Raw genomic sequence first — 26,266 nt, 5'->3', positions numbered from 1 at the left:
ATTCGGTTTGCGCCGGGCGATCAAAGAATTTGGAACAGCGATGTTACTTTAAGGATTCAGCGCCCCGCCTTTCAAGGGTGCGTTACATAATACACACAAATGCATCCTGAAATCTTCGGTTTCGACGCTATTGGCACGCCGCGGTGACGGTCGTCGCGGTGAATACATCCAATTCCGGTCCTTTGCGTTCCTGGCGGCTGCCGAGGCTGAGGGAATAGTGCAAAGCTTTCCTTCGCATCGATCATCTCGTGATGCCGCTTTTTTGCAGCAGTCAAATCCGCTATCCAGAAAAGAACGACGCATCCCGATGTGAGGGATTGGCGAGTGACTGAGGGAAGACTGACACATGGGCGTGCGAGTGGAGCTTGATGCAATCGACCTGAAGATCCTGCGCGAACTTCAGGCGGACGGCCGCATGACCAATGTGGAACTGGCACAGCGGGTTGGAATTTCGGCTCCGCCGTGTCTGCGCCGCGTCCGCAAGCTGGAGGAGGGCGGCGTTATTCGAGGCTACCACGCTCTTCTCAACGCGCCGACCCTCGGCTTCGATCTGGTCGCCTTTTGCATGGTGGGCTTGCGTCACCAGTCCGAGGCCGAGCTCAAGGCTTTCGCGGCGGCGACGGCCAAGTGGCGGCTGGTGCGCCAGGCTTGGATGGTGTCGGGCGACAGCGATTTCCTGTTGCATTGTGTATCCGAAAATCTCACGGTCTTTCAGGACTTCGTGATCGAAGTTCTCACGGCGAACGAACAGGTGGATACCGTCCGGACCATGCTGACCATTCGTCAGGTCAAGGACGAGGGGCTGATCGGCTTCTGACGCTTCCTAAAGGGCAAAAAGAGCGTCATAGACTGCGCCGATACGCGAAGCCTCGCCTTCAATGCTGAAACGGGCAATGGCGCGTGCAAGCCCGCGCTCGCCTGCCCGCGCGGCGCGATCCGGGTCGTCCATCAAGCTTGCTGCCGCCTCGACCATCGACGGGAGCGAATTTGCGGCGATCAGCAGGCCTGTTTCGTCCGAGCCCGTCGTCAGCAGTTCGGAGAAGGCGCCGACATCAGTTGCGACCACCGGCACCCGCGTTGCCATGGCTTCCAGTGGCGTCAGGCCAAATCCTTCCCAGCGCTGCGGCGCAACGAACAGGTCGAGCGCCCGGTACCAATCGGGGATATTGGTATGTTCGCCGACAAAAAGGATGCGGTCGGACAGGCCTGCCTGTCGAACCCGCTCCTTCAGCCCGTTTTCAAAGGCAAGATGCGGGCCTGTTGCGCGCCCGGCGATGATGGCAATCCAGTCCGGCCGGTGCGGCAGAAGCGCGATCATGCTGTCGACAAAAAGATCGGTGCCCTTCTGATGCCGCACCCGGCCGAAGCAACCTGCGATCTTCCTGTCCGCAGGCAGACCAAGCGCCGCTTTGGACGCCCTCTTGTCCGCAGCCGGAAAGAAACGTCCGGCGTCGATGCCGTGCGGGATGGTGGTACTCGGCACTTCGAGATAGCCGGCGGTGCGGCTGCTTGTGGCGATCACCGCATCCATGCGGCGGATGAGGAATTTGGTCCAGGCCGAATGCCGGCGTTGCGAAGCGGAGGTGAAGACGATCTTCAACGGCATGCGCAGGAGGTCGCGAAGAAGAATGGCCGGCAGCATCTCGACATTGCGCCGCGCGTGCCAGATGCGTCGCTTGCGGGCTGACGGACGATCCCAAAGCCGCAAGAGAGCCAAATAGCCAATATGCGGAAGAGCAGCAGGAAGACCAGGGCCCAGCGCCGCAACCTTCTGGCCGAGTGCGCGCTGCACCGGAACGAGCTGGATGATCGTGGAGGTGACGCCGGAGAGCCGGCGCTTGAAGTTCGGCGCTATGATTTCGACGTCGCTGATCTTTTCCACGGCCTGATCTCCGCTTTACGTCACGGAAAAGCCCGGAGACAGTTTCGCCTCCGGGCTTTCCAGCACTGTAGTTGGAACATCAGCCCCAGTTGACCGCCAGGATCTCGTAGGCCTTGGAGCCGCCGGGAGCGACGACCTCGATCGAATCGCCAACCTCCTTGCCGATCAGCGCCCGCGCAATCGGCGAGGAAATCGAAATGCGCCCCTGCTTTACGTCAGCTTCCTGGTCGCCGACGATCTGATAGGTCCTGTTTTCCTCGGTATCTTCGTCGATCAGCTTGACGGTCGCGCCGAATTTGATCTTGGAGCCGGACATTTTCGAGAGATCGATCACTTCGGCGCGCGCGACATAATCCTCAAGCTCGCCGATGCGGCCCTCATTATGGCTCTGCGCTTCCTTGGCGGCATGATATTCCGCATTTTCCGAGAGGTCGCCATGGGCGCGCGCTTCGGCAATCGCTTCGATGATCCGCGGGCGTTCTTCTTGCTGACGCCAGCGCAGCTCTTCCTGCAGCTTGACGAAACCGCTTTGAGTCATCGGCACTTTTTCGACCATTTCACTGTCCTTCACAGTCCGCGCCAAGCCTGCAACGGCAGGGCAAAGCAAAAAGAAAACGGTCACCGGAGCGTTACCTCCAGAACCGTTCGAAACATTTGAACAACGCTTATAGCAGATACCGGCTTCAAAAAGCCAGTTTAATCGAACCGCGCCAAGCCGGACACACTCAGGAACAAACACTGAGCCGTGTTCGTTCGGTTATGCAAAGGATTGGAACATGAGCCAGGCATCACCGGAAAATCTCGAAGGCAGGCTGAACGGGCACCGCAAGCTTTTCGTGGCGCTGGCCGCATTCATAGCACGGACGGATGAGGGACGGACGTTTCTCGACACGCTGGCGCGCGATTCGGAAATGGTCTCGGACCATGAGGAAGATCCGGGCGTCATGCCCAATGAAGGCTTTGCGATGCAGCAAATCGCCGACGACGAAATGCGGTCGATCGTCTTTGCCGCTTTGTCCCGGGCGAACGCGATCGAAGGACAACAACAAAAGACGATCATATCCTAAACAAGGCACAGCTATGCTCAACGATCCTCCGACTCGCGAAAAACTGAAACTCTACCGGCTGATCCCCGTTGCGCAGGCCGGCGATCCGGGCTGGGATGGTGCCGATTTTCAAGGCGACATTGTCGTGCGTGCCTTTTCGTCAGCGGATGCCCGTGTTGCGGCGGCTCCGGCCGAGCTTGATCGCACCGAAATCGACGCAAGTCAGTCCGGCGGACATCCGATCCCTCATGCCAACGCCTTTGGTAACGAGCGGCTCTATGCGGTTGTGGAGATGCTTGATCGGAATGGCGTCGCGGCAAGGGGGCCACGTGGCGTCGTGAGCGGCGGGGTTTCGACCGGTTCGGCCAAGCCGACCCTTGTTCCCTGACACAGTCTTTTGCCGCATCCGTCCGATAAAACGCCTTTGTCTCCCCAACAACCTTTCGCCCGACTTTGTAGAAGCCAGCCCTCGTCGTATTAATTCACCACTTATTATCGATCTTGTAGGCAAGTATGAGTGCTGACTCGATGAACCGGCTCCATGTGTAAAAGCCAATCGCCCCATTCTCTGCGGGCGATGGCGCGTAGTCTGGATAATCAATGGATACAATTTGGGAGGAATTGCTCGAAAATCTCGCAATGGTCGCCTTGCTCCTTTCGGCCTGGGCACATTTTCATCCTCAGGTGGAAGCGCGTATCAAGATCAGCAGGACAGCGCTGTTCGGGATATGGATGGGCGCCGCGGCAATTGTATCCATGTCGATGGCCGTCGAATTCGAGCGTGGGATTTACGGTGATTTCCGTACGGCCATCATTTCCATGTCGGGGCTGTTCGGCGGACCGGTTGCCGCTGCGCTGACGTGTATCATTACTCTGGCATATCGCCTGAGCATGGGTGGTGCCGGCGCTCTTTATGGCGTCGTTTTGATCTGCGTCGTGGGCGCAATGTCATGCGTCGCGCATCTTGCTCTGAACCGCAGGGCTCTCGCGTTTTCGGATATCGTCGTTTATGCTGCCGTTCTGAGTGGTGTTTCCTACCTTCTTTCGATCAGTCCCATTTCCCCGGTACAAGCCGGTCAAGCGAACGATGCCTATATCCCTTTGAGGGTCATGGGATTTCTGTCGACGGTTATAGCCGGATTGTCGATCATCAAAATACGGGGGGCGACGGTGGAGCGCGATCTGTTGCGCGCAGCGTTGCGCCAGTCCCCGGACTTCTATTATGTGAAAGACAGGCAAAGCCGCTTCCGCACCGTCAATAATCAGGTCGCCCGCCATAATGGCTTTGAGAATCCTCGAGACATGATCGGTCTGTCCGACGCCGACATTGCATCTCCGGAACGCGCAAAGCAGCTTTTCGAGGACGAACAGGAGCTGATATCGAGCGGGCGGCCGATTTTGAACAGGGAAGAGCGGCTCGACAACGAAGGCGTGGAGCGTTGGTTTTCGACATCGAAAGTACCGCTGTACGACGAGAGCGGTCATCCAATCGGGCTTGCGGGCGTTACTCACGATATTACCGAGCGTAAACGGCTGGAAGCGGAATTGATTGCGAGCCGCAACCTTCTCGCCCATGCGATGAAGGAGATGTCGGACGGTTTGGCGATGTTGGACAAGGACGGTCGTCTTGTCTTCAGCAATGACCGCTATCGCGAGTATTTTCCCGGCACGGCGGATCTTCAGGTTCCCGGAGTCCACATCACCGAGCTCCTGAAAGCCGCGATACAGAACAAGGAGGCCGTGAGCGTTCTCACGGCAGAAAGACTTGAGCAGATTCGCGTGCGGGGCGCCAGTTTCCGCACGGACAGCGATTTCGAGGTCCAGACCGAAAGTGGCCGGTGGCTGAGCATCCGTACACGTGTCGCCGAAGATGGGACATCGCTGGTCGTTGCCTCTGACATAACACAGCTCAAGGCGAACGAGATCGCCCTCATGAAGCAGGCCGACCACCTGAAAATATTGGCCGACACCGACGGTTTGACCGGACTGGCCAATCGCCGCGCCTTCGACAAGGCATTGCAGCATAGCGTCGCGAAATCACTCCAGTCCGGAAACCCGGTTTCCCTGATCCTTCTGGATGTCGATCGCTTCAAAGCCTTTAATGACTATTATGGTCACAGTGCAGGTGACGACTGTCTGCGCGTTCTTGCGACCTGCCTCGCGGAAACCAAGGTGAGAGTGAATGATACTGTCGCGCGCTACGGCGGCGAGGAGTTTGCCATTCTGCTTCCCGACACGGACCGGGCCGGAGCCGTGGCGATCGCCTCCCGATTCCAGGCCGTTTTAAAGCTGAAAGCGGTGCCGCACCTGGCGAGCGAGAAGGGCATCGTGACATCAAGCATCGGCATCGTCACTGCGGAGCCGGGGGGCACGACGATCAGCGCATCCATTATCATCAACAGGGCTGACGAAGCCCTGTATCACGCCAAGGCGGCCGGCCGCGACTGCATCAGGGTTTGGGAGCCGAACGACGCGCCGCATCCTGTTAGCGAGAGCCGGAAATCGGACGCGCGGCGCGACTGAAATTCCGCTGCGCTTTTCAGCGCAGCACGAAACACGATTTACCGGGGCAACGACGCTGAAGACACGGCCGCACCGAGCAGGTGCAGCCGTCGCCTTTTTCAGAAATAGCTCTGAAGTGTTCTCACTTCGAGGCTTCCGGCCTTCAGCGCCCCGATTGCCTTGGCGGCTGCTTCGGCGCCGGCCATCGTGGTGTAATAGGGCACTTTTTGCATGAGCGTGGCGCGGCGCAGCGACTTCGAATCGGAAATTGCCTTGTTCGAATCCGTCGTGTTGATGACGAGCTGAACCTGACGGTTGCGGATGGCGTCCTCGATGTGCGGGCGTCCTTCCTGCACCTTGTTGATCTTTGTGGCGGTTATGCCGTTTTCGCCAAGGAAGCGAGCCGTGCCGCCGGTGGCCAGCACCTTGAAGCCGATCTCGGTCAAATGGCGGATGGCCGGCAGGACCCGGTCCTTGTCCTCGTCGCGCACCGAAACGAAGACCGTGCCTTCGCGCGGCAGGTCGACGCCGGCGCCGAGCTGGGCTTTTGCAAAGGCCAGCGCGAAGTCGGTGTCAAGACCAATGACTTCGCCGGTAGAGCGCATTTCCGGGCCGAGCAGAATATCGACGCCGGGGAAGCGGGCAAACGGGAAGACGGCTTCCTTGACGGCGATATGGTTCAGGTTGCGCGGATCCGGCTTCTTGCCATAGGCGGCAATGGCGTCGTCGAGCTTTTCGCCGGCCATGATGCGCGCGGCGATCTTGGCGATCGGTGCGCCGATGGTTTTGGCGACGAAGGGAACCGTGCGCGAGGCGCGCGGATTGACTTCGAGAACGTAGATCGTGCCATCCTTGATGGCGTATTGCACGTTCATCAGGCCGCCGACTTTCAGCGCCTTGGCCATCGCCTTGGTCTGGCGTTCCAGTTCATCGACGATCTCGTCAGACAGCGTGTAGACAGGCAGCGAGCAGGCGCTATCGCCCGAGTGAATGCCGGCTTCCTCGATATGCTCCATGATGCCGGAGACGAAGACGGTCTCGCCATCGGAGAGCGCATCGACGTCAACTTCGACGGCATTGGTCAGGTAGCTGTCGAACAGCAGCGGGTTCTTGCCGAGCAGCGTGTTGATCTGCCCGGTCTTGTCATTCGGGTAGCGCTGCTTGATGTCTTCCGGGACCAGTTCCGGCACGGTGTCGAGCAGATAGGTCTGCAGCATCGATTCCGAATGGATGATCTGCATGGCGCGGCCGCCCAGGACATAGGACGGGCGCACGACCAGCGGGAAGCCGATTTCCGATGCCACGAGCCGGGCCTGTTCGACCGAATAGGCGATACCGTTGTTCGGCTGGTTGAGGTCGAGCTTCATCAAAAGCTTCTGGAAGCGGTCGCGGTCTTCGGCCAGGTCGATCATATCCGGCGCCGTGCCGAGGATCGGGATGCCGTTCTTTTCCAGGGCTTCGGCAAGCTTCAGCGGCGTCTGGCCGCCGAACTGGACGATGACGCCGTGTAAGATCCCGTTTTCCTGTTCTGCGCGCAGGATTTCGATCACGTCTTCTGCCGTCAGCGGCTCGAAATAGAGCCGGTCGGACGTGTCGTAATCGGTCGAGACGGTTTCCGGGTTGCAGTTGACCATGATGGCTTCATAGCCGGCATCCTTCAGCGCGAAGGCGGCATGGCAGCAGCAATAGTCGAACTCGATGCCCTGACCGATCCGGTTTGGACCGCCGCCGAGGATGACGACCTTCTTACGGTCGGAAATCTGCGCTTCGGAGCGCGCCTTCCCGTCGAAGGGCGTCTCGTATGTCGAGTACATATAGGCGGTGGGCGAGGCGAATTCCGCGGCACATGTGTCGATGCGCTTGTAGACCGGACGGACATTCAGCCTATTGCGCAGTTCAGCCACTTCCTTCGGGCGGCTCTTGGAGAGCGTTGCCAGGCGGGCATCGGAAAAGCCCATGGCCTTCAGCATCCGCAGGTTTTCGGCATCATCCGGAAGTCCGTGCTCCCGCACGCGGGCCTCCATGTCGACTATCGCCTTGAGCTGGGCGATGAACCACGGGTCGATTTTGGAACCATCATGGACATCCGCTTCCGACATGCCCAGGCGCAGAGCCTGTGCGACCATGCGCAACCGGTCGGGCGTCGGTGTGCCGATGGCGGCGCGAATGGCGTTCTTGCTGTCGCCATTGTCCTCAAGGCCGGGAATTTCGATTTCATCGAGACCGGTCAGGCCCGTTTCCAGACCGCGCAGCGCCTTTTGCAGCGATTCGGCAAAAGTCCGGCCGATCGCCATGACCTCGCCGACCGACTTCATCGCCGTCGTCAGCGTCGTGCCGGCACCCGGGAATTTTTCGAAGGCGAAACGCGGGATTTTCGTGACGACATAGTCTATGGACGGCTCGAACGAAGCCGGCGTCGCACCGCCGGTAATGTCGTTATCGAGTTCGTCCAGCGTATAGCCGACGGCAAGCTTGGCGGCGATCTTGGCGATCGGGAAGCCGGTTGCCTTCGACGCCAGGGCCGACGAGCGCGAGACGCGCGGATTCATCTCGATGACGACGAGACGGCCGTTCTCGGGGTTCACGGCGAACTGCACGTTCGAGCCGCCGGTCTCGACGCCGATCTCGCGCAGCACGGCGATCGAGGCGTTGCGCATGATCTGGTATTCTTTGTCCGTCAGCGTCAGCGCTGGGGCGACCGTAATGGAATCGCCTGTATGAACGCCCATCGGGTCGATGTTCTCGATCGAGCAGATGATGATGCAATTGTCCGCCGTGTCACGGACCACTTCCATCTCGTACTCCTTCCAGCCCAGCACCGATTCCTCGATCAGCACTTCGGTGGTGGGAGAGGCATCAAGGCCGGAATTGACGATCTCGAAGAATTCCGAGCGGTTATAGGCAATGCCGCCGCCGGTGCCGCCCATGGTGAAGGACGGGCGGATGATGGCCGGAAGGCCAATCGTGTCGAGCGCCTGTGCGCCGATTGCCATGGCATGGCTCATATAGCGCTGCTTGCGGTCGGTCTCGCCGAGGTTCCAGGTGTTTTCCAGCGCGTCCAGCGCCTTGTCGAGATCGGCGCCCGACAGTTGCGCCTTCAGCTTGTCGCGTTCGGCAACATGCAGCTTGCGGTCGACATCCTTGATCTCGGTGGCATTGGCGAGCAGCGATTTCGGCGTTTCGAGCCCGATGCGCGACATGGCTTCGCGAAACAGCGCCCGGTCCTCGGCCATGTCGATGGCTTCAGGCTTGGCGCCGATCATCTCGACATTGTAGCGGTCGAGCACGCCCATGCGCTTCAAGGAGAGTGCCGTGTTCAGCGCCGTCTGGCCCCCCATCGTCGGCAAAAGCGCGTCCGGGCGTTCCTTGGCTATGATCTTGGCAACCACCTCGGGGGTGATCGGTTCGACATAGGTGGCATCTGCCATGTCCGGATCGGTCATGATCGTCGCCGGATTGGAGTTAACCAGAATGACCCGGTAACCCTCTTCCTTGAGTGCCTTGCAGGCCTGCGTGCCGGAATAGTCGAATTCGCAAGCCTGGCCGATCACGATCGGACCCGCGCCGATGATGAGGATCGATTTGATATCTTGGCGCTTTGGCATGATCTCTATCCGCTTTTCAGGCTGCGCGAAAAACCGGCCAGGGTGAGGGATCACCGGCCGGGTGGCGCATGCATGGTCTTTTCAGGCTAGAAGCGGCTTATAGGGAAATGTGGGGCTAAGCGGAACCCCGAAAATGCGACAACAGACAGGAAATTTGGCGATGTCGCAATGTACTCCAAACAGGCGAGCACGCACGCATCAAGACGCACGGCGAGGCGAGGGCGGCAATTTTTCCCCTATTGCAGCCGGTGCCCTGCTGTCTATCTTCCCGCTCTTGCGAAAGGATGCAACATCATGACAATTTCGACGCGCAAACTCGGCGGTCAAGGACTTGAAGTCTCCGCCATCGGCCTCGGCTGCATGGGGATGAGCCAGTCCTATGGCCCTGCCGATGAAACCGAATCCATCGCGACCTTGCACCGGGCAATCGACATAGGCTGCACCTTCCTCGATACGGCAGAGGTCTACGGCCCCTACACCAACGAGACCCTTCTGGGACAGGCGCTGAAAGGGCGGCGCGGCCGGGTGGTTCTGGCGACCAAATTCGGCTTTCAGATTAAGGACGGCAAGCAGACGGGTGCGCTGGACAGCCGCCCCGAGCACATCCGGGGCGCTCTGGAGGGGTCGTTGCGCCGGCTTGCCACGGACCATGTCGATCTTTTGTATCAACACCGCGTCGATCCGGCTGTCCCCATTGAGGACGTTGCCGGAACAGTCGGCGATCTTATCGCCGAAGGAAAGGTTCGTTTCTTCGGGCTGTCGGAAGCCGGCATCGCCAATATCCGCCGGGCGCACGCAGTGCATCCGGTCTCTGTCCTGCAAAGCGAATACTCCCTCTGGGAGCGCAATCTTGAGGTCGATATCATCCCGGTCCTGCGTGAACTCGGTATCGGCCTTGTGCCGTTCTCGCCGCTGGGCCGCGGCTTTCTGACCGGCGCGGTCAAGCGGGCCGAGGATTATCCGGAGGGCGATTTCCGGCGCAACGATCCCCGCTATCAGGGCGAGAACTACGATACCAATGTCAAGGCAGCGCAGGTCGTGCGCGATCTTGCAGCGGAAAAGCATGTGAAACCCGGCCAGATCGCGCTTGCCTGGCTTTTGCACAAAGGTGACGACATCGTGCCTATCCCCGGCACCAAACGCCGGACCTATCTGGAGGAAAACATGGCCGCTGCTGGCATTGCTCTCGATGTAACCGAGATGGGTGCGCTGGACGATGCCCTTTCGCCGGAAAAGATCGCGGGCGACCGCTACGCCGCCACGATCATGGCGACCATCGACCGTTAGGCAATGATGGCGTGATATTCTTCCGGCGGGCGATCCCGTCGGAAGGCGGAGGGAAAGGCAGCAACGGGCTTACGCCGCATCCGGGATCGAGTGCCGGCCCGACATGGTGCCGATTCGGACGCTGAAAAAGACCGGGGCGAGGGTGTCGCCGCTGACGGCTTGAGCCTCAGGCTTGAAACTGCCGGGCTCCCACCAGTTCGCGCGCTTTTCCAAAAGGGACCACGCGTGGAGCCGTGCGTCGTGCCACTGGTCGCCGTCCGGATATTCCTCAAAATCGCCATCGACGACGACGCTGCGCCATTCCCCCGTGTCCCTGATATCGGTGACCTGCACGCAGGCCTTCGGGTTGTCCCGCAACCAGTCGATCTTCTGCCCCGGCATTGAAAAGATATAGAGATTGCGCGGGTCGAACGCGTATTGAATTGGCACGACGTAGGGTCGGTTGTCGCGAACGCATGCCAAATGGGCGATGTGATTGCTCGACAGCACATCGATACAACCCTTGTTGTCCATGATTGTCAAAGTCATCGTTTTCCCTCCGGCATGCATTGATGTCGCCCGATCCTAGCATGTTTCCTGGTGGTACCTTCGGAAATCGACAGGTCGGACGTGGCGCATCGGGCGTGATTGCGAACTGCCGCAGCCCGTCTTGAGGAAGTTTTCCGCAATGTCAGTTTGTCGGTCAGACCTTGTAGAAAACACCCGGTGCCGCGTTATATGTAAGTCCATACAGGCCCAAGCGCCGCTATGCATGAAACCGGGAGATCGTCATGGAATGGAAAGGCCGCCGCCAGTCGGGCAATGTTGAGGATGTTCGGGGCTCAAGCCCGTCACGCGGCGGTCTGGGCGGCAGTCCCTTTGGACGCGGCGGCGGATTTCGACTCCCTGGCGGCGGCGGTCGAGGCGGCGGCATGAGCGTCGGCACCATCATCGTCCTGGTGGTCATCTATTTCGGCTTGAAGATGATGGGCATTGACCTGCTTCAGGTCATGGAAGGCGGTTCCGTCAGTCCGGGCGGGTACGAGCAGACGCAGGGCACGGCGCCCACCGGTACGGCGGCAGAAGAGGAAACGAAGGCTTTCGTATCGACCGTTCTCGCCGAGACGGAAGACACCTGGAACGGCATTTTCCAGGCCAGCGGCCAGACCTATCAGGAGCCGAAGCTCGTGCTGTTCCGCGATGGCATTGATTCGGCCTGCGGATCGGCGTCCGCCGCCAGCGGCCCGTTCTATTGCCCGGGAGACCAGAAGGTCTATCTCGACATGTCGTTTTTCGATGAACTGGCGCAACGTTTTGGCGCGTCCGGCGATTTCGCGGAAGCCTATGTCATTTCCCATGAAGTCGGACACCATGTGCAGAACCTGCTCGGCATTCTGCCCAAGGTGAACGCGCAACGTCAGCGGATGAGCGAGGCCGATTCGAACTTAATGTCGATCCGCGTCGAACTGCAGGCGGATTGCTTCGCAGGTATTTGGGGCAAGTTCACCGAACAGAAAGGATTGCTGGAAAAGGGCGATCTGGAAGAGGCCCTGAACGCTGCCACACAGATCGGCGATGACACGCTGCAGAAGCGTACCCAGGGCTATGTGGTGCCTGAAAGCTTTAACCATGGAACTTCCGCACAGCGTTCGGCCTGGTTCAAGCGCGGCTTCGACAGCGGCAAACTCTCGTCCTGCGATACGTTCAATTCCGATATTTGAGATTTTTCGTCTGCCGCGCCGGTGGTCACGGTGCGGCAGACAGCGCATATGGCATGTACTCAAGAAAAAGTGTTTCTTGGTCGATCCGTGTTCAATCGCAAAACAGATGGCCCAAACCTATATCTTCCTTTGAACGGTTCCAGAACCATCCAACCGTGCGCCGTGCTCCCGATCCTATCATAGGGGCTGCGAGCGCTTTGGAAGGTGTGAAAGAAGCTTTACCAAAGGAGACATCGCGTATGCGTAACGTTATCGCCTTGGCACTGGCCAGCGTGGGACTGGCTATGACGGCCTTGCCGTCTGGTGCAGCAGAGTCGCTTGGCACAATTTTGTTCGGTCAGCCGACGCAACCGGGGATTATCGCTTTTGTCATAGGGCGGGGCAAACATGACGACGATGCAAAGATCCCGTCCATCTATCGTTATCCGTCCCCGGAGATGGTCGCTCGAGCGCAAAACGAAATCGCTTCTGACGCGGTCATCAGGGATTATCTGAACGAGCGGAACATTCAGCCCCATAACGTGCTTGCTATCCAGACTGCGGCGAACGGCGGGAAAGTCATCTATGCACGTTGAGAAACCTCGCCAGTGGCTCGACTATAGGAGAAAGAAATTGAAAATCATTCTGTCAACCACGCTTTGCATCGCGTTGGCGGTAACCTCTGCAAGTTTTGTTGCTCCCGCTTTTGCACAATCTGCCCTTGCACTTGAGTCGGGCATCAGTGTCATCCTCATCCGGGACAACTACGGTTACGACGAGTACCAGGAGGTTTCACCGATTTACCGCCATCCTTCGGCAAGGACCCTGGCAAAAGCGCAGGAGGAAATCCGGACCAATCCAGCCATTCGCGCGCTTCTGCAACGGCGTGGGATCTCGTTTCGCAATGTGGTCGGCGTACAGACCGCGTTGAACGGCGGCAAGGTCGTATACGTTCGCTAGGGTCAATCCATGACCTTTTGCGCACGCATCCCTTTTTATACATCAATCGGCGGCCTTGGCCGCCGATTGATGTTTCGAATGCCAGCCTACTTCTCGCTATCCATGTGCGCGAGCATCGCTTCCGGATACCGTCCACCGGCAGCTGCGTCTTTCGGAATAGCGGCGTCGATAGCCGACAGGTCGCCTGGGTTGAGATGCACAGCCTGCGACCCCAGCGCTTCCTCCAGTCGTTCGACCGTGCGGGCGCCGATCACCGGCACGATGTCGCTGCCCTTAGCGGCCACCCAGGCGATGGCAATCTGCGCCACGGAGACACCCTTGGTTTCGGCGACACCACGCAAAGCCTCGACCAGGGCAAGGTTGCTTTCGAGATTGCCCTCCTGAAAACGGGGGCTGAAGGCGCGGAAATCACCGGCCGTCGTTCCATGGCCTTTTTGCCAGTGGCCGCTGATCAGGCCACGCGAGAGCACGCCATAGGCGGTGATGCCGATGCTGAGCTCGCGGCAGGCCGGCAGGATCGTGTCTTCTATGCCCCGCGATATCAGGGAATATTCGATCTGAAGATCGGCAATCGGGTGTACAGCCGCAGCCCGGCGGATCGTGTCGGCGCCGACCTCGGAAAGACCGATATGGCGGACATAGCCAGCCTTGATCATGTCGGCGATGGCGCCAACAGTGTCTTCGATCGGCACATCGGGATCAAGCCGTGCTGGCCTGTAGATGTCGATATAATCGACGCCCAGCCGTTGCAGGGAATAGGCTATAAAATTTTTCAGGGCGGCCGGACGGTTGTCGATGCCGTTGAAGCCGCCCGCCACGTCGCGCAGGGCGCCGGCTTTGACGCTGAGGACCACCCTGTCACGGTCAACGCCCTTCGCTGCTTCGCCGATCAGCATTTCGTTGTGGCCCATGCCGTAGAAATCGCCTGTGTCGATGAGAGTGATCCCGGCATCCATGGCAGCGTGGATAGTGGCGATGCTCTCCTTTCGGTCGGAAGGTCCATAGAGGCCGGACATTCCCATACAGCCGAGACCGAGGGTGGAAACCGAAGGACCGGTCTTGCCGAGTTGAACATATTTCATGGCGCGTCTCCTGTTGCCCGCCATTTGGCGGGGTCGCTGAATGTGGTTTTACCCGAAAGACGTTTGTGCGATAATCCGGCCTCAACTGCACACCCCGTTTGGAAATTCGTACAATGACCGATCTGCCCCTTGCCGATCTCGACGCGTTCACCGCGGTGGCACAGGAGCGCAGCTTTCGGGCTGCGGCCCGAAGACGGGGCGTCTCGGCTTCGTCTCTCAGCGAAGCACTAAAGCGGCTGGAAGAACGGCTTGGGTTGCGCCTGCTCAACCGCACCACCCGCAGCGTCACGCTGACCGAGGCTGGCGAGCGACTGATCGAACGCCTGTCTCCGGCGCTTGGAGAGGTTGCTTCGGCGCTCGAGGATGTAAACCGCTTTCGCGACAGCGCGACCGGCACGCTTCGGCTGAATGTTGCAACCGTGGTCGCCCGCGCCATTCTGCCTGACATTGCGGCGGACTTCCTCAAGGCCTATCCCGGCATCGTCCTGGAGGTCAGCGCCGACGACAGTTTCATCGATGTGCTCGCGGCCGGCTTCGATGCCGGCGTGCGCTACGACGAGCGGCTGGAAAAGGATATGATCGCCGTACCGATCGGCCCGCGGCGGCAGCGTTTCGTGACCGCGGCTTCTCCCGCCTATCTCCTGGCGAATGGCGAGCCGCGCCATCCGCGCGAGGTGCTTGATCACGCCTGCATTCGCCATCGTTTCGCCAGCGGCAGGATGTCGTCATGGGAGTTCGAGAGAGGCGACGAAACCATCCGTATTTCGCCACGCCCACGTGTCATCGCCAATACGTTGGAGCTGGAGATCGGCGCCGCGGCTTCAGGGCTCGGCATCATCGCCACCTTTGAAGAATTCCTGGCGCCGTCCATCGCTCGCGGTGAACTCGTGCCGATCCTGCAGGACTGGCAGCAGGATTTTCCGGGGCCTTATCTGTACTACGCCAGCCGCAAGCACATGCCGCCGCCGCTCAGGGCCTTTGTCGATTTCATCAAGGGCCGACGCTGACATCTGCTCCGAAGGCCGCCGCATCAATGTTCCGTAGCCATCCATCACGAACATTGAAATGTTCACGTATTGTTTGTGCCCTGACGTTTCGCTACAGCAGATTGGCTTACGATGTTCGCCTTGTGTTTCTTTTCGTATTGGGTTGCTAAGAAGGCTGTTCGATGATCGATCCCAAATCAGCGCGGCGCGGTCTGACGATTGTCTTTCTCATTCTTTTCCTCGATATCGTCGGCATCGCCATCATCATGCCCGTGCTGCCTGCGTTTCTCAAGGAACTGACCGGCGACACGATTAGCGAGGCGGCGGTCGATGGCGGCTGGCTGCTGCTGGTGTATTCCGGCATGCAGTTCGTTTTCGCGCCGCTGATCGGCAATCTGTCCGACCGGTTCGGGCGGCGTCCGGTCCTTCTGGCCTCGGTGCTCACCTTCGCGCTCGACAATCTCATCTGCGCTCTGGCCGCAAGCTACTGGATGCTGTTCGTCGGGCGCATGCTGGCGGGGATCAGCGGCGCCAGCTTTTCGACAGCGGCCGCCTACCTCGCCGATGTCAGCGACGACACCAACCGGGCAAAGAATTTCGGTCTGATCGGCATTGCTTTCGGCACCGGATTTGCGCTTGGGCCCGTGCTTGGCGGACTGCTTGGGGAGTTCGGTCCGCGTATTCCCTTCTACGGCGCGGCGATACTGTCGTTTGCGAATTTTCTTGTCGCCCTGTTCCTGTTGCCGGAAACGCTGGAGAGCCACAACCGCCGCCGGTTCGAATGGAAGCGCGCCAATCCGCTGGGCGCGTTGAAGCAGATGCGCAACTATCCGGGCATCGGGCCGGTGCTGCTGGTTTTCTTCCTTCTGTGGCAGGCGCATGCCGTCTACCCTGCGGTCTGGTCCTTCGTGTCGGCCTACCGCTACAATTGGAGCGAGGGGCAGATCGGCCTGTCGCTCGGGATTTTCGGCGTCTGCGGCGCCATTGTCATGGCGGTGGTTTTGCCGAGGGTGATCGCTGCTCTCGGCGAGTGGCGAACGGGGGCCGCAGGGCTGATCTTTACCGGTCTGGCACTGGTCGGCTACGCGCTCTCGGTGGAGGGCTGGATGGTCTATGCCGTGATCCTGCTGACCTGTTTCGAAGCGCTTGCAGATCCGCCGTTGCGCAGTCTGGCTGCGGCAAAAGTGCCGCCGTCGGCGCAGGGCGAACTGCAGGGAGCGCTGTCGAGCATTGCCAGCTTCACGACGATTCTCGGGCCGCTGATGTTCGCCCAAGTCTTCAATCTGTTTACCGCGCCAGGGGCGGTCGTCCGTTTTGCCGGCGCGCCCTATGCGCTCGCCTCCGTCTTTATCGGCATTGCGGTTGTTGTCTACCTGACAATGGTTCGTCCTAAAACCGAAGGGCGGAGCACCGGGTCGTCCCAGTCTTCCTGATGGTCTTGACGGCTGCGAAAGCCCTAAAAACCATCAAATTCTGTGATGACTGGATGAAAAAATATGCATTTGTGCCTTTGTTGCTGGTGCTGTACCGGTGGCTGCTCTATCGCATAAGCCTGTCCGATGGCCCGTTCGGGTCGCGGGCGAGGCAGCCAAGGGCCGAATTCATCATGTCGACGTCAAGCCACACCCTGTACAGGGGCCGCCCCGATAATTCCTGGCCGGCGCATTATCGCGCCAGCATTGCGCTTGGCGTTCCCTTCGTCTGTGCGCAGCTTGCCCAGTTTGCAATCCACGCAACAGACGTGCTGATGGTCGGCAGGCTCGGGACAACGGAACTGGCGGCCATGGTTCTTGCGGCGCAGACCTTCTTTACGGTTTTCATCTTCGGGTCGGGCTTCGCCAATGCGGTCGTGCCGATTGTGGCGCAGGCGCAGGGACGTGGCGATCTTGTCGCCGTTCGCCGGGCGGTGCGCATGGGCATGTGGGCGGTGCTCGGCTATGGGGTTTTGACCATGCCGCTTCTCTGGCATGCTGAATCGGTGCTTTTGGCGATGCATCAGCAGCCCGAGGTCGCAGCCCTTGCCGGACGCTATCTGCGCGTCGCTCTGTGGGGCATGTTTCCGGCGCTGCTCTTCATGGTGTTGCGGGGCTTTCTGAGTTCCCTGGAGCGCGCCGGCATCATTCTTTACGTCACGATCGCAGTGCTCGCGGCGAATGCGCTGCTTTGCTATGTCTTCATCTTCGGCCATTTCGGCGCCCCGGCTCTCGGCATCGTCGGCGCGGCCATCTCGGCGCTGGCGGTCAATACGCTGAGCTTCGTGCTGCTCTACGCCTATATCCAGATGCAGCCGCAGACGCGGGCTTACGAGATCTTCGTGCGGTTCTGGCGGCCGGACTGGCCTGTGCTGAAGGATGTCGTCAAGCTCGGCCTGCCGATCGCCGTGACCATTCTTGCCGAAGTCAGCCTGTTCACCGTCGCGTCGCTTCTGATGGGCATGATCGGTACGGTCGAACTGGCGGCGCACGGCATCGCGCTGCAGTTTGCCTCGATCGCCTTCATGGTGCCGCTTGGTCTGGCGCAGGTCGCGACGGTACGGATCGGCCTTGCGCATGGTCGGCGCGATGCGGAGGGTATCAAGCGGGGGGCGATTGCCGTTCTCGTCATCGGCTGCGGCTTCGCCCTGATCGGCAGCACGGTCTTCGCGCTGTTTTCGACCGAGCTTGCCGCGCTGTATCTCGATACAAGCAGGCCCGACGCGGCGCAGGTCCTGGCCTATGCCGGCCCGCTGATCGTCATCGCCGGCGCCTTCCAGCTGGTGGACGGCGTGCAGGCGCTTGCGGCCGGCATGTTGCGAGGGCTGAAGGATACGACGGTGCCGATGGTGCTGGCGCTGATCTCCTACTGGGCGATCGGTTTCGTCGCCGCCTATCTGCTCGCCTTCCACGCCGGCCTTGGCGGCGTCGGCGTCTGGTACGGCTTCGTTCTGGGGCTTGCCGCCGCCAGCATCACGCTCACCTGGCGGTTTTTCCGGTTCCTGTCGCGGGAACGCAAGCTGTTGGCTTTGCCAGCCTGAGCCCTCATGCAGGGGGACTTGCGACGGGCGGAATCACTCCACTCGCCCGTCGTGTTTGCCGGCTTCAGAAATGTCGCGCCTCTCTCACTGATGGTCGCAAATCAATTTCCGCAGGATCGTGTTGAGAGTGGCGGGCCGTTCGAGCGGCACGTAGTGGCCGCATTCGGGAACGGCGTGAAAACGCCCCTGCTGTGCTTGATCGGCCTGCTCAGCACTGATTTTTGGACCTGGTGCGCGGTCGTCCCCGCCCGAGATAACAATGATGGGATTGACAAAATCTCTCAGCAGTTGATCGCGGCTCGGCCGGGTGTGAAACACTGTAACGCCGCGCGCGACCTCGTGTTCTGACTGCCGCAACGCAATTTTTTTGGCGCCGTCGATCACCTTTAGATCGGCGTTGTGCGAAAATAGCGATTGCCAATAGGTATGCCAAGCCTTTTCCAGGCCATGTTCTCGAATGTTCTGCAGCGCGGATGCATGGAATGCCGGGTCGGGTCGATGTCGCGCTTTCGTGCCTATCAGGACCAAAGCCGCAACGCGGTCAGGTGCGATGGCGGCAATTTCGAGCGCACAGGACCCGCCGACAGAGCAACCGACGACGATGAGGCGATCGCTTTTCATGGGCTTCAGCGCCGCGTCGGCCCATTCTTCCATGCTTTCGCCGAAAGGATAAAGCGTCGGCGCATACGTGGCGCTGGGAAGAAGATCTCTCTGCCGGTCCCACATTGAACTGTCGAGTGGCAGCGCGTGGAGAAAAAGAACCTCCAGTGTCCCCTTCGCAGCCATGGATCAGGACTACCGGCCCGCCACCGAAAATTTCACCGTTCCGCCAGCGCCGGTTCGCCCTTTTTCTCGCGCACCAGATTGATGAAGCGGCGGAAGAGGTAGTGGCTGTCCTGCGGGCCGGGCGAGGCTTCCGGGTGATGCTGCACGGAGAACACCGGCTTGCCGGTAAGGCGCAGGCCGCAATTGCTGCCGTCGAACAGCGAAATGTGAGTCTCTTCAACACCATCAGGCAGAGACTTCGAATCAACAGCAAAGCCGTGGTTCATGGAGACGATCTCGACTTTGCCCGTCGTATGGTCCTTGACCGGATGGTTGGCGCCGTGATGCCCCTGGTGCATCTTTTCGGTGGTGGCGCCGAGCGCCAGGCCCAGCATCTGGTGGCCGAGGCAGATGCCGAACAACGGGATGTCGCTCTTGATCAGATCCTGGATGACCGGAACGGCATATTCACCGGTTGCCGCCGGATCGCCCGGGCCGTTCGACAGGAAGATACCGTCCGGCTTCTGGGCCAGAACCTCTTCTGCCGTGGTCGTCGCCGGCATAACGGTGACCTTGCAGCCGAGGCCGGTGAACAGGCGCAGGATATTGCGCTTGACGCCGTAGTCGAGCGCCACGACGTGATGGGTGGCGTCGGTCTCCGCCAGTTCGTCGTAGCCTTCGTTCCAGACCCAGGGCTTCTCCCTCCAGCGCGAGGTCTGACCGGAGGACGCGGTCTTGGCCAGATCGAGACCTTCGAGCCCGCTCCAGGCTTTTGCTTCGGCCTTCAGGGCGTCGATGTCGAAGACACCGTTCGGATCATGGGCGATCACTGCGTTCGGGGCGCCGTTCTCGCGGATCCAGGCGGTCAGCGCCCGCGTATCGATGCCGCAGAGGCCGATGATGCCGCGGCTCTTCAGCCAGGCATCGAGATGTTTTTCGGCGCGGTAGCTCGAGGGGGCGGTGATGTCGGCCTTGAAGATGACGCCGACCGCGCCGTGGCGTGCCGCCGGCGTCAGGTCTTCGATATCTTCGTCGTTGGCGCCGATATTGCCGATATGCGGAAAGGTGAAGGTGACGATCTGCCCGAGATAGGACGGATCGGTCATGATTTCCTGATAGCCGGTTAGCGCGGTATTGAAGCAGACTTCCGCCTGCACCTTGCCGGTGGCCCCGATACCCTTGCCTTCGATGACGGTGCCATCGGCCAGAACGAGCAGGGCAGTCGGCTTTGCGGTGGTCCAGGGGGCTGTCGCGGTCATTGTCTTCATCCCGTTCGTGCGGCGCTTCGGCGGCGTCCAACTGGACGGCGCCGGCCGTTGTGGTGTGCAGGCGGGCGGATGCGCGCAACTGGGCGCACGCTGTCAGGCCTGATCACGATGTCTGTGCAGGTGACGGTCAATAGCCGCCACATCGCCCAAGGTCAATATTCAAGGAGGCCGCGGATGCTTTTTCCCGGTGCTTTTGTCCGCATTTCCCGCAAATCATTTGCTCCCGCTCCGGCCCCTGGTTTATGTAGCGGCTTTAACAGGAGTAACGACAATGATGCGCGATCAACTCGCTGCCGCCCTCAAGGATGCCATGAAATCCAGGGATTCGGCCCGGCTTTCGACCATTCGCCTCGTGCAGGCCGAGATCAAGAGCCGCGACATCGCCAATCGCACCGCCGGTAAGGCTGAGGCGAGCGACGACGAAATCCTGCAGATTCTGGCCAAGATGGTCAAGCAGCGCGAGGAATCGGCAAAGATCTATGAGGACAATGTCCGTCCTGAACTTGCCGCAAAAGAACGGGCCGAGATCCTCGCCATACAGGATTTCATGCCCAAGCAGTTGTCGGAAGCCGAAGTCCGCGCAAATGTCGCGGCGGCGATTGCCGAGACGGGCGCTGCAGGCCCGAAGGATATGGGCAAGGTCATGGCGGTGCTGAAGGAGCGTTATGCCGGCCAGATGGATTTCGCCAAGGCGTCCGCCGTTCTGAAGGAGCTTCTTTCCGGGCGTTGATCCTCAGGCTTTGCCGCCGGAAACCGAAGAGCCGCATGCAATGCAAATTCGATTTGATGACCTGGACATGGCAAAAGCCGTGGCGAGGCTCGTCGATTGTTGTCCGATATCATCTTCGGCCTGTGCCGAGGCCTGTGAATAGCGGGCACGGCATTGCGGAAAGTTGGCGTATCTTTCCGTGACCGCCTATATGAATGCGGCCCAGAGGTGATCATGCGTTTTTCCAATTCCTTTCTTGACGAGATCCGCGACCGCGTCCCCATTTCGGACGTGATCGGCAAACGCGTCACCTGGGATCGCAAGAAGACCAATGCGTCGAAGGGCGACTACTGGGCCTGCTGCCCGTTTCACGGCGAGAAATCGCCGAGCTTCCACTGCGAGGATCGCAAGGGCCGTTATCATTGCTTCGGCTGTGGCGTGTCCGGCGATCATTTCCGCTTTCTGACCGATCTCGACGGGATGAATTTTCCGGAAGCCGTGCAGCAGATCGCCGACCTCGCCGGCATTGCCATGCCGCAGCCGGATGTCGAGGCAGAGAAGCGTGACCGGCAGCGCACCGGCCTGCAGGATGTCATGGAAATGGCGACGCAGTTCTTCGAGGCGCAGCTGCAGACGGCAGGCGGCGCCAAGGCCAGAGCCTATCTGCGCGACCGGGGGCTGACAGGCCGGACCATCGAGACGTTCCGCCTGGGATATGCGCCGGAGAGCCGCAATGCGCTCAAGGAACATCTGGCGGCCAAGGGCGTGCCGAAGGATCAGATCGAAGCCTGCGGTCTCGTCGTCCACGGACCGGAAATCCCCGTCTCCTACGACCGGTTTCGCGATCGCATCATGTTCCCGATCCTGTCGTCGCGGGAAAAGGTCATCGCCTTCGGCGGCCGCGCCATGTCGCCGGACGCACCGGCGAAATATCTGAATTCCAACGAGACCGAGCTTTTTCACAAAGGCAGCGTGCTCTACAATTTTGCCCGTGCCCGCAAGGCGATGTCCGGGGCCGGCCGCGTCGGCAATACCGGGCAGAACGACCATGCTGCCGGCACCATCATCGCCGTCGAAGGCTATATGGACGTCATCGCGCTGCATCAGGCGGGGATCGAAAACGCCGTCGCGCCGCTCGGCACGGCGCTGACCGAAAACCAGATGGCACTTCTCTGGAGGCTGACGCCGCAGCCGGTACTGTGCTTCGATGGCGACGGCGCCGGCATTCGTGCCGCTAACCGGGCCGTCGATCTCGCCCTGCCGCATCTCAAGCCGGGCTTTTCCGTGCGGTTCGCCATGCTGCCGGATGGCAAGGACCCGGACGATCTTGTCCGAAACGAAGGCCGCGCTCCGTTCGACAAGGTGATGGCCTCTGCCCGTTCGCTGTCGGAAATGGTGTGGATCCGCGAGGTGCAGAACGGCGCATTCGACACGCCGGAGGGCCGCGCCCAGCTTGAGGCGTCGCTGAAACAGGTGGTCTCCGTCATCGCCGACGAAAATGTCCGCCGCCATTATGGACAGGACGTGCGCGATCGCCTCAACCGGTTCTTTCAGGGGCCGCCTCGCCAACAGGGCGGTCAGCGCGGCTTTGATCGCAACCAGCGGCCGGGCGGCAATCGCACCGGGCCGCAGGGGCGTGGCGGCCAGCGGCCGTCCGATCGCTCCGGCATTTCCGATCGCCTCGCGCGCTCCTCGCTGGTCAGCGGCCATCAGGCGCTGCCGCCGCTGCGCGAAAGCGTGCTGGCGCTGACCATCGTCAATCATCCGCAGCTTCTGTTCGAGGAATATGACGAGATCTCAGCGATCGACTACGATCATCGCGAACTCCAGCGCTTCTGGTCCTCTGTTCTCAACGCCGCTGCCGCAAAAGGGCCGCGCCTCTTGCGTGAATCCCTCGTGGAACAGCTGGAGGCCGAAGGGTTCGGCGATCTCCTGAAGGCGCTCGACCAGCAGATCCGGTTCGCTCGCCTGTGGACAGCGACGACCGCCGCGGCACCGGAAGATGCCCGCGAAGGCTATCTCCAGGCCCTGTCGCTGCACAAGCGCACCAAGGCGCTTCTGTGGCAGCGGCACGAACTCCAGGCCGAACTCGCCTATGCCACGGAAGACGGCGACGATGATGCCGTAAGCCAAATCCTGCGCAACCTGCAGGAGGTTCAGCTGGAGGTGACGCGGCTGGAAAACCAGGAGGCGATCATCGACGGGTTCGGGGTGCTGTCAGGCAGGGTCAAGGGGCCGGCGGGGCGGTAGGGGGTCGGCTGGAGCGATGATCTAAGCCGGGGCGACCTCGGGGCGCCGACCGATGCTGCGTCCATACTGGTGAAATGGCAATTCGATGAACAGATATGACAATCTGGATATCGCCAATGTCCCGGCCAGGGTCGCGCCGACGAGCAGCGCCGCCTGGGGCCATGGGTCGTTGATGCCGGTCGCCTGCACGGCGCGCAACGCAAGAATGAGCACGATCATGTGGGACAGATAGATCGAATAGGCCATGCCGCCGATCCACTGTAGCGGCCCTGCGTTGGCAACCCGGCTGAAGACAGTGGCGATACCGTTATTTTGCTCGCGGGCGTTGATCACCAGCATGATCACGGTCGCCCAGATGAGATAGGGCAGCATGCTCGCCGACCGTTGCAGGAGCAGCCCCGCGATGATCAGCGCCCAGATTTTCACGATCGGGATCGCGCGCAGCGGATGAGATTGGAATTCCCTGTATTTCATGAAGTAGAATGTCGCTATCCCGAGAGTGAAATCGGGCATCCATCTGCCGATAAAACTTTCCGGCATTTTTGGAAGGATAAGGGCAACGACTGCCGCGCCGGCCAAAAGCAGCACGAGATGCAGCGCGGTCATGCGTGTCGTCAGGATGCCGATGAGGAAAGGTGCGATCAGATAATATTGCCATTCCAGCGATATGCTCCAGGCCTGCCCGAGAAAAGCGTAATCGGTCGATGGAAGCAGGCCGGGCGGGACGAGACCATGCAAAGCGGGAATGTGGGCGACAAGATGCCATGGCCAGTGGGCAATCGTATCCGCGGCAATCGTCACCCGGGCGGCCTGCATCACCCCGTCAGGCGCATGCGCCCATGTCTCCAGAGCAAAATTGGCGAGAAGAACGGAGAGTGCGAGATAAAACAGATAGACCGGAAATATCCTGAAGGCGCGCCGGGTTATGTAGAGACGATAGGTTTCAGGTTTCTTGTCGATCAAGGCGGCAATGGCAAAACCGCTCAGGAGGATGAAAACAGTCACGGCGTGAAAATTATAGAGTTTTGCTTCAATCAACGGTCCGCGCAGCGCGCTGGCCGTTGCCACATGCCCCAGAACGACCCAGATCGCCAGCACGCCGCGAAGAGCCTCGAATTCCCTGACGTAGCGCACCCGGTCCACCATTCGTTGTTGCTGCGGTACTGACGGACTACTGGTGCACTGCAGCAATTCTGAGTCAACCGTTGAAAGTTACGACTTCTCCCCGTCGGTTTCTATATGATGTTCGAGAGGCGGCATGTCGGGATCGGAAACCCTGTCCTGGCAGTCTCGCGATTTCGGGTCTCGCGCCCTCCACCTCGACCGTGCAATACTCCAGGCTTCCCCACGAAAGCGATTCCATGCCGCAGCCCCACAACCGTGTCGATCCCCTGTTTGAAACCGAAGGCGCCAAAAATCCGCTCTCCGTCCTGAAGACCGTCTACGGCTATTCCGCCTTTCGCGGCAAGCAGGCGGCCGTGGTGGAGCGGGTCGTGGCGGGCGGCGATGCCGTGGTGCTGTTTCCGACTGGTGCCGGCAAGTCGCTGTGCTTCCAGATCCCCGCCCTTTGCAGGGACGGCGTCGGCATCGTCGTTTCGCCGCTGATTGCGCTAATGCGCGATCAGGTCGAGGCCTTGAAGCAAGTTGGGGTACGGGCAGCGGCGCTCAATTCGTCCTTGACGCGCGACGAATTTCTCGATGTCCGCCGGGCGATCGCCCGTGGCGAACTCGACCTTCTCTATGTCACGCCCGAGCGCATCGTGACCCCGGCCTTCAAGGAGACGATCGGCAATGCGCGGATCGCGCTTTTTGCCATCGACGAAGCGCATTGTGTGTCCCAATGGGGTCATGATTTTCGCCCGGAATATCGTGAACTCGGTCATCTCGGCGATCTCTACCCCGGCGTGCCGCGCATGGCGCTGACGGCGACGGCCGATCCGCATACCCGCGAGGACATCATCGACAGGCTGGGCTTGCGATCCGCGGAAGTCTTTACCACCAGTTTTGACCGGCCGAACATCGCCTACGAAATCGTCGAGCGCGACCAGCCGCGCCAGCAGCTTTTGCGCTTCCTGTCACGGCACAAGGGATCAAGCGGCATCGTCTATTGCCTGTCGCGGGCCAAGGTGGAGGACACTGCCGAATGGCTGAACGGGCAGGGGATCCGCGCGCTTGCCTATCACGCCGGCATGGATCGTGCGGTGCGTGACGCCAATCAGGATGCTTTCCTCAAAGAAGAAGATCTCTGCCTGGTCGCGACCGTCGCCTTTGGCATGGGGATCGACAAGCCGGATGTCCGCTATGTCGCCCATCTGGATCTGCCGGGCTCGGTCGAAGCCTATTATCAGGAAACCGGGCGCGCCGGGCGGGACGGGCTGCCCTCCGATGTCTGGATGGCCTATGGCATGGCCGACGTCATCCAGCGCGGCCGGATGATCGACGAGGGTGGTTCCACCGACGATATCAAGCGGGTGGAGCGCGCCAAGCTCAATGCGCTGCTCGGCATCTGCGAAACGCCGGGCTGCCGCAGGCAGGCGATCCTGGCGCATTTCGGGGAGGCGCATTCCGGCGCTTGCGGCAATTGCGACACCTGCCTGAAGCCTGTGGAAACCTGGGACGGAACGGATGCCGCCATCAGGGCACTGGCGGCGATCTACCGCACCGGCGAGCGTTTCGGCACCGGCCATCTGATTGATGTGCTGCTCGGCAACGAGAACGAAAAGACCACACGCTTCGGCCATGCGGACATGCCGGTTTTCGGGGCGGGTAAGGACATCCCGGCGAAAACCTGGCAATCGGTCTACCGGCAGTTGCTGGCTGCCGGCTTCGTCAGCGTCGATCATCAGGCCTTCGGTGCGTTGAAACTGCAACCGGAGGCGCGCGCCGTCTTCAAGCGCGAACGCGAGGTGCGCTTCCGCAAGGACCGTCCTGCTTCGGGCAAGCTGCCACGTCATTCGAAAGGCGGTTCGCCTGCGGCGCGGACAGAGCTTTCGGACCGTGATCAGGATCTGTTCCAGCAGTTGCGGGCGCTTCGCGCATCGCTCGCCAAGGCGATGGGTGTCCCGCCCTATGTCATTTTCCCGGATACGACGCTGATCGCCCTCTCCAAGGAGCGTCCGGCTGGCATTGACGACCTTCTGTCCATTCCGGGTATCGGCCAGTCGAAACGCGAGCGTTTCGGAGATGCGTTTCTGAAGGTTATCCGGGCCGCGGAGTGAGGCGCGCTGGATGC

At 60.5% G+C, this 26,266-nt stretch carries 22 protein-coding genes; 14 read left to right on the top strand and 8 right to left on the bottom strand.

Annotation, left to right across the window (positions count from 1 at the left end):
- The first annotated feature begins 346 nt into the window (after positions 1-346).
- Positions 347-817 carry an Lrp/AsnC family transcriptional regulator gene (locus PY308_RS14620; RefSeq protein ID WP_275783829.1) on the top strand — a complete coding sequence of 157 codons (471 nt, stop codon included), beginning with the start codon at positions 347-349 and terminating at the stop codon, positions 815-817.
- Between the two features lie 6 nt (positions 818-823).
- Here the strand turns inward: PY308_RS14620 and PY308_RS14615 are convergent, their stop codons facing one another.
- The gene (locus tag PY308_RS14615; RefSeq protein WP_275783826.1) at positions 824-1,882 is read right to left on the bottom strand and encodes a glycosyltransferase family 4 protein; all 1,059 of its coding nucleotides are present in this window, start codon (positions 1,880-1,882) and stop codon (positions 824-826) included.
- 79 nt (positions 1,883-1,961) lie between these two features.
- Positions 1,962-2,438 (bottom strand): transcription elongation factor GreA, encoded by a 477-nt coding sequence (greA, locus tag PY308_RS14610; protein ID WP_275783823.1) that lies wholly within the window; start codon positions 2,436-2,438, stop codon positions 1,962-1,964.
- Positions 2,439-2,658: 220 nt separating this feature from the next.
- On the opposite strand from greA, the gene PY308_RS14605 reads away from it, so the two are divergent.
- The 3 genes from PY308_RS14605 to PY308_RS14595 all read left to right on the top strand — a co-directional run bounded on the left by PY308_RS14605 (position 2,659) and on the right by PY308_RS14595 (position 5,451).
- Positions 2,659-2,949: a hypothetical protein gene (locus PY308_RS14605; RefSeq protein WP_275783820.1), complete on the top strand. Its 291-nt coding sequence runs from the start codon at positions 2,659-2,661 to the stop codon at positions 2,947-2,949.
- Positions 2,950-2,962: 13 nt separating this feature from the next.
- Positions 2,963-3,316: a hypothetical protein gene (locus PY308_RS14600; RefSeq protein WP_275783817.1), complete on the top strand. Its 354-nt coding sequence runs from the start codon at positions 2,963-2,965 to the stop codon at positions 3,314-3,316.
- Positions 3,317-3,528: 212 nt separating this feature from the next.
- Positions 3,529-5,451: a diguanylate cyclase gene (locus tag PY308_RS14595; protein ID WP_275783814.1), complete on the top strand. Its 1,923-nt coding sequence runs from the start codon at positions 3,529-3,531 to the stop codon at positions 5,449-5,451.
- 98 nt (positions 5,452-5,549) lie between these two features.
- On the opposite strand, the gene carB is transcribed toward PY308_RS14595, so the two are convergent.
- Positions 5,550-9,035 (bottom strand): carbamoyl-phosphate synthase large subunit, encoded by a 3,486-nt coding sequence (gene carB, locus PY308_RS14590; protein WP_275783812.1) that lies wholly within the window; start codon positions 9,033-9,035, stop codon positions 5,550-5,552.
- A gap of 294 nt (positions 9,036-9,329) precedes the next feature.
- On the opposite strand from carB, the gene PY308_RS14585 reads away from it, so the two are divergent.
- A complete protein-coding gene (locus PY308_RS14585; protein ID WP_275783809.1) occupies positions 9,330-10,322 on the top strand; it encodes an aldo/keto reductase in 993 nt (330 codons plus the stop codon).
- Positions 10,323-10,391: 69 nt separating this feature from the next.
- On the opposite strand, the gene PY308_RS14580 is transcribed toward PY308_RS14585, so the two are convergent.
- On the bottom strand, positions 10,392-10,850 hold the full coding sequence (locus PY308_RS14580) for a pyridoxamine 5'-phosphate oxidase family protein (RefSeq protein WP_275783806.1): 459 nt from the start codon (positions 10,848-10,850) through the stop codon (positions 10,392-10,394).
- Positions 10,851-11,092: 242 nt separating this feature from the next.
- Between PY308_RS14580 and ypfJ the strand changes: the two genes are divergently transcribed.
- From ypfJ to PY308_RS14565, 3 genes are all read left to right on the top strand, one after another.
- The gene (gene ypfJ, locus PY308_RS14575; RefSeq protein WP_275783803.1) at positions 11,093-12,022 is read left to right on the top strand and encodes a KPN_02809 family neutral zinc metallopeptidase; all 930 of its coding nucleotides are present in this window, start codon (positions 11,093-11,095) and stop codon (positions 12,020-12,022) included.
- Between the two features lie 239 nt (positions 12,023-12,261).
- Positions 12,262-12,597 (top strand): hypothetical protein, encoded by a 336-nt coding sequence (locus PY308_RS14570; RefSeq protein ID WP_275783800.1) that lies wholly within the window; start codon positions 12,262-12,264, stop codon positions 12,595-12,597.
- Between the two features lie 37 nt (positions 12,598-12,634).
- Positions 12,635-12,961, top strand: coding sequence for a hypothetical protein (locus tag PY308_RS14565; protein WP_275783798.1), 327 nt, complete (start codon positions 12,635-12,637; stop codon positions 12,959-12,961).
- A gap of 86 nt (positions 12,962-13,047) precedes the next feature.
- On the opposite strand, the gene PY308_RS14560 is transcribed toward PY308_RS14565, so the two are convergent.
- Positions 13,048-14,043 (bottom strand): aldo/keto reductase, encoded by a 996-nt coding sequence (locus tag PY308_RS14560; protein WP_275783796.1) that lies wholly within the window; start codon positions 14,041-14,043, stop codon positions 13,048-13,050.
- A gap of 113 nt (positions 14,044-14,156) precedes the next feature.
- Between PY308_RS14560 and PY308_RS14555 the strand changes: the two genes are divergently transcribed.
- The 3 genes from PY308_RS14555 (at position 14,157) to PY308_RS14545 (ending at position 18,042) form a co-directional block, all read left to right on the top strand.
- Positions 14,157-15,050, top strand: a complete 894-nt coding sequence (locus tag PY308_RS14555; RefSeq protein WP_275783793.1) for a LysR family transcriptional regulator — start codon at positions 14,157-14,159, stop codon at positions 15,048-15,050.
- A 161-nt stretch (positions 15,051-15,211) separates the two neighbouring features.
- Positions 15,212-16,462 carry a TCR/Tet family MFS transporter gene (locus tag PY308_RS14550; RefSeq protein WP_275783790.1) on the top strand — a complete coding sequence of 417 codons (1,251 nt, stop codon included), beginning with the start codon at positions 15,212-15,214 and terminating at the stop codon, positions 16,460-16,462.
- Between the two features lie 173 nt (positions 16,463-16,635).
- Complete coding sequence (locus tag PY308_RS14545; RefSeq protein ID WP_275791142.1) at positions 16,636-18,042, top strand: MATE family efflux transporter; 1,407 nt, start codon at positions 16,636-16,638, stop codon at positions 18,040-18,042.
- An 84-nt stretch (positions 18,043-18,126) separates the two neighbouring features.
- On the opposite strand, the gene PY308_RS14540 is transcribed toward PY308_RS14545, so the two are convergent.
- The gene (locus tag PY308_RS14540; RefSeq protein WP_275783787.1) at positions 18,127-18,828 is read right to left on the bottom strand and encodes an alpha/beta fold hydrolase; all 702 of its coding nucleotides are present in this window, start codon (positions 18,826-18,828) and stop codon (positions 18,127-18,129) included.
- 32 nt (positions 18,829-18,860) lie between these two features.
- Positions 18,861-20,066, bottom strand: a complete 1,206-nt coding sequence (carA, locus tag PY308_RS14535) for a glutamine-hydrolyzing carbamoyl-phosphate synthase small subunit (protein WP_275783785.1) — start codon at positions 20,064-20,066, stop codon at positions 18,861-18,863.
- Positions 20,067-20,346: 280 nt separating this feature from the next.
- On the opposite strand from carA, the gene PY308_RS14530 reads away from it, so the two are divergent.
- Both PY308_RS14530 and dnaG read left to right on the top strand, forming a co-directional pair.
- The gene (locus PY308_RS14530; RefSeq protein WP_275783784.1) at positions 20,347-20,805 is read left to right on the top strand and encodes a GatB/YqeY domain-containing protein; all 459 of its coding nucleotides are present in this window, start codon (positions 20,347-20,349) and stop codon (positions 20,803-20,805) included.
- A gap of 213 nt (positions 20,806-21,018) precedes the next feature.
- On the top strand, positions 21,019-23,034 hold the full coding sequence (gene dnaG, locus PY308_RS14525) for a DNA primase (RefSeq protein WP_275783782.1): 2,016 nt from the start codon (positions 21,019-21,021) through the stop codon (positions 23,032-23,034).
- Between the two features lie 21 nt (positions 23,035-23,055).
- Here dnaG and PY308_RS14520 read toward each other — a convergent pair whose 3' ends face one another.
- Positions 23,056-24,180 carry an acyltransferase family protein gene (locus tag PY308_RS14520; RefSeq protein ID WP_275783780.1) on the bottom strand — a complete coding sequence of 375 codons (1,125 nt, stop codon included), beginning with the start codon at positions 24,178-24,180 and terminating at the stop codon, positions 23,056-23,058.
- 215 nt (positions 24,181-24,395) lie between these two features.
- Here PY308_RS14520 and recQ point away from each other — a divergent pair, with 215 nt between their 5' ends.
- Entirely contained in the window at positions 24,396-26,252 is a 1,857-nt protein-coding gene (gene recQ, locus PY308_RS14515) for a DNA helicase RecQ (RefSeq protein WP_275783777.1), read from the top strand.
- Positions 26,253-26,266 lie beyond the last annotated feature (14 nt).

Origin of the sequence: Pararhizobium gei (assembly GCF_029223885.1) — a bacterium.
Lineage (GTDB): Bacteria > Pseudomonadota > Alphaproteobacteria > Rhizobiales > Rhizobiaceae > Pararhizobium > Pararhizobium gei.
The sequence above is the reverse complement of the archived record's forward strand: the minus strand, read 5'-3'. Positions and strand labels throughout refer to the sequence as shown.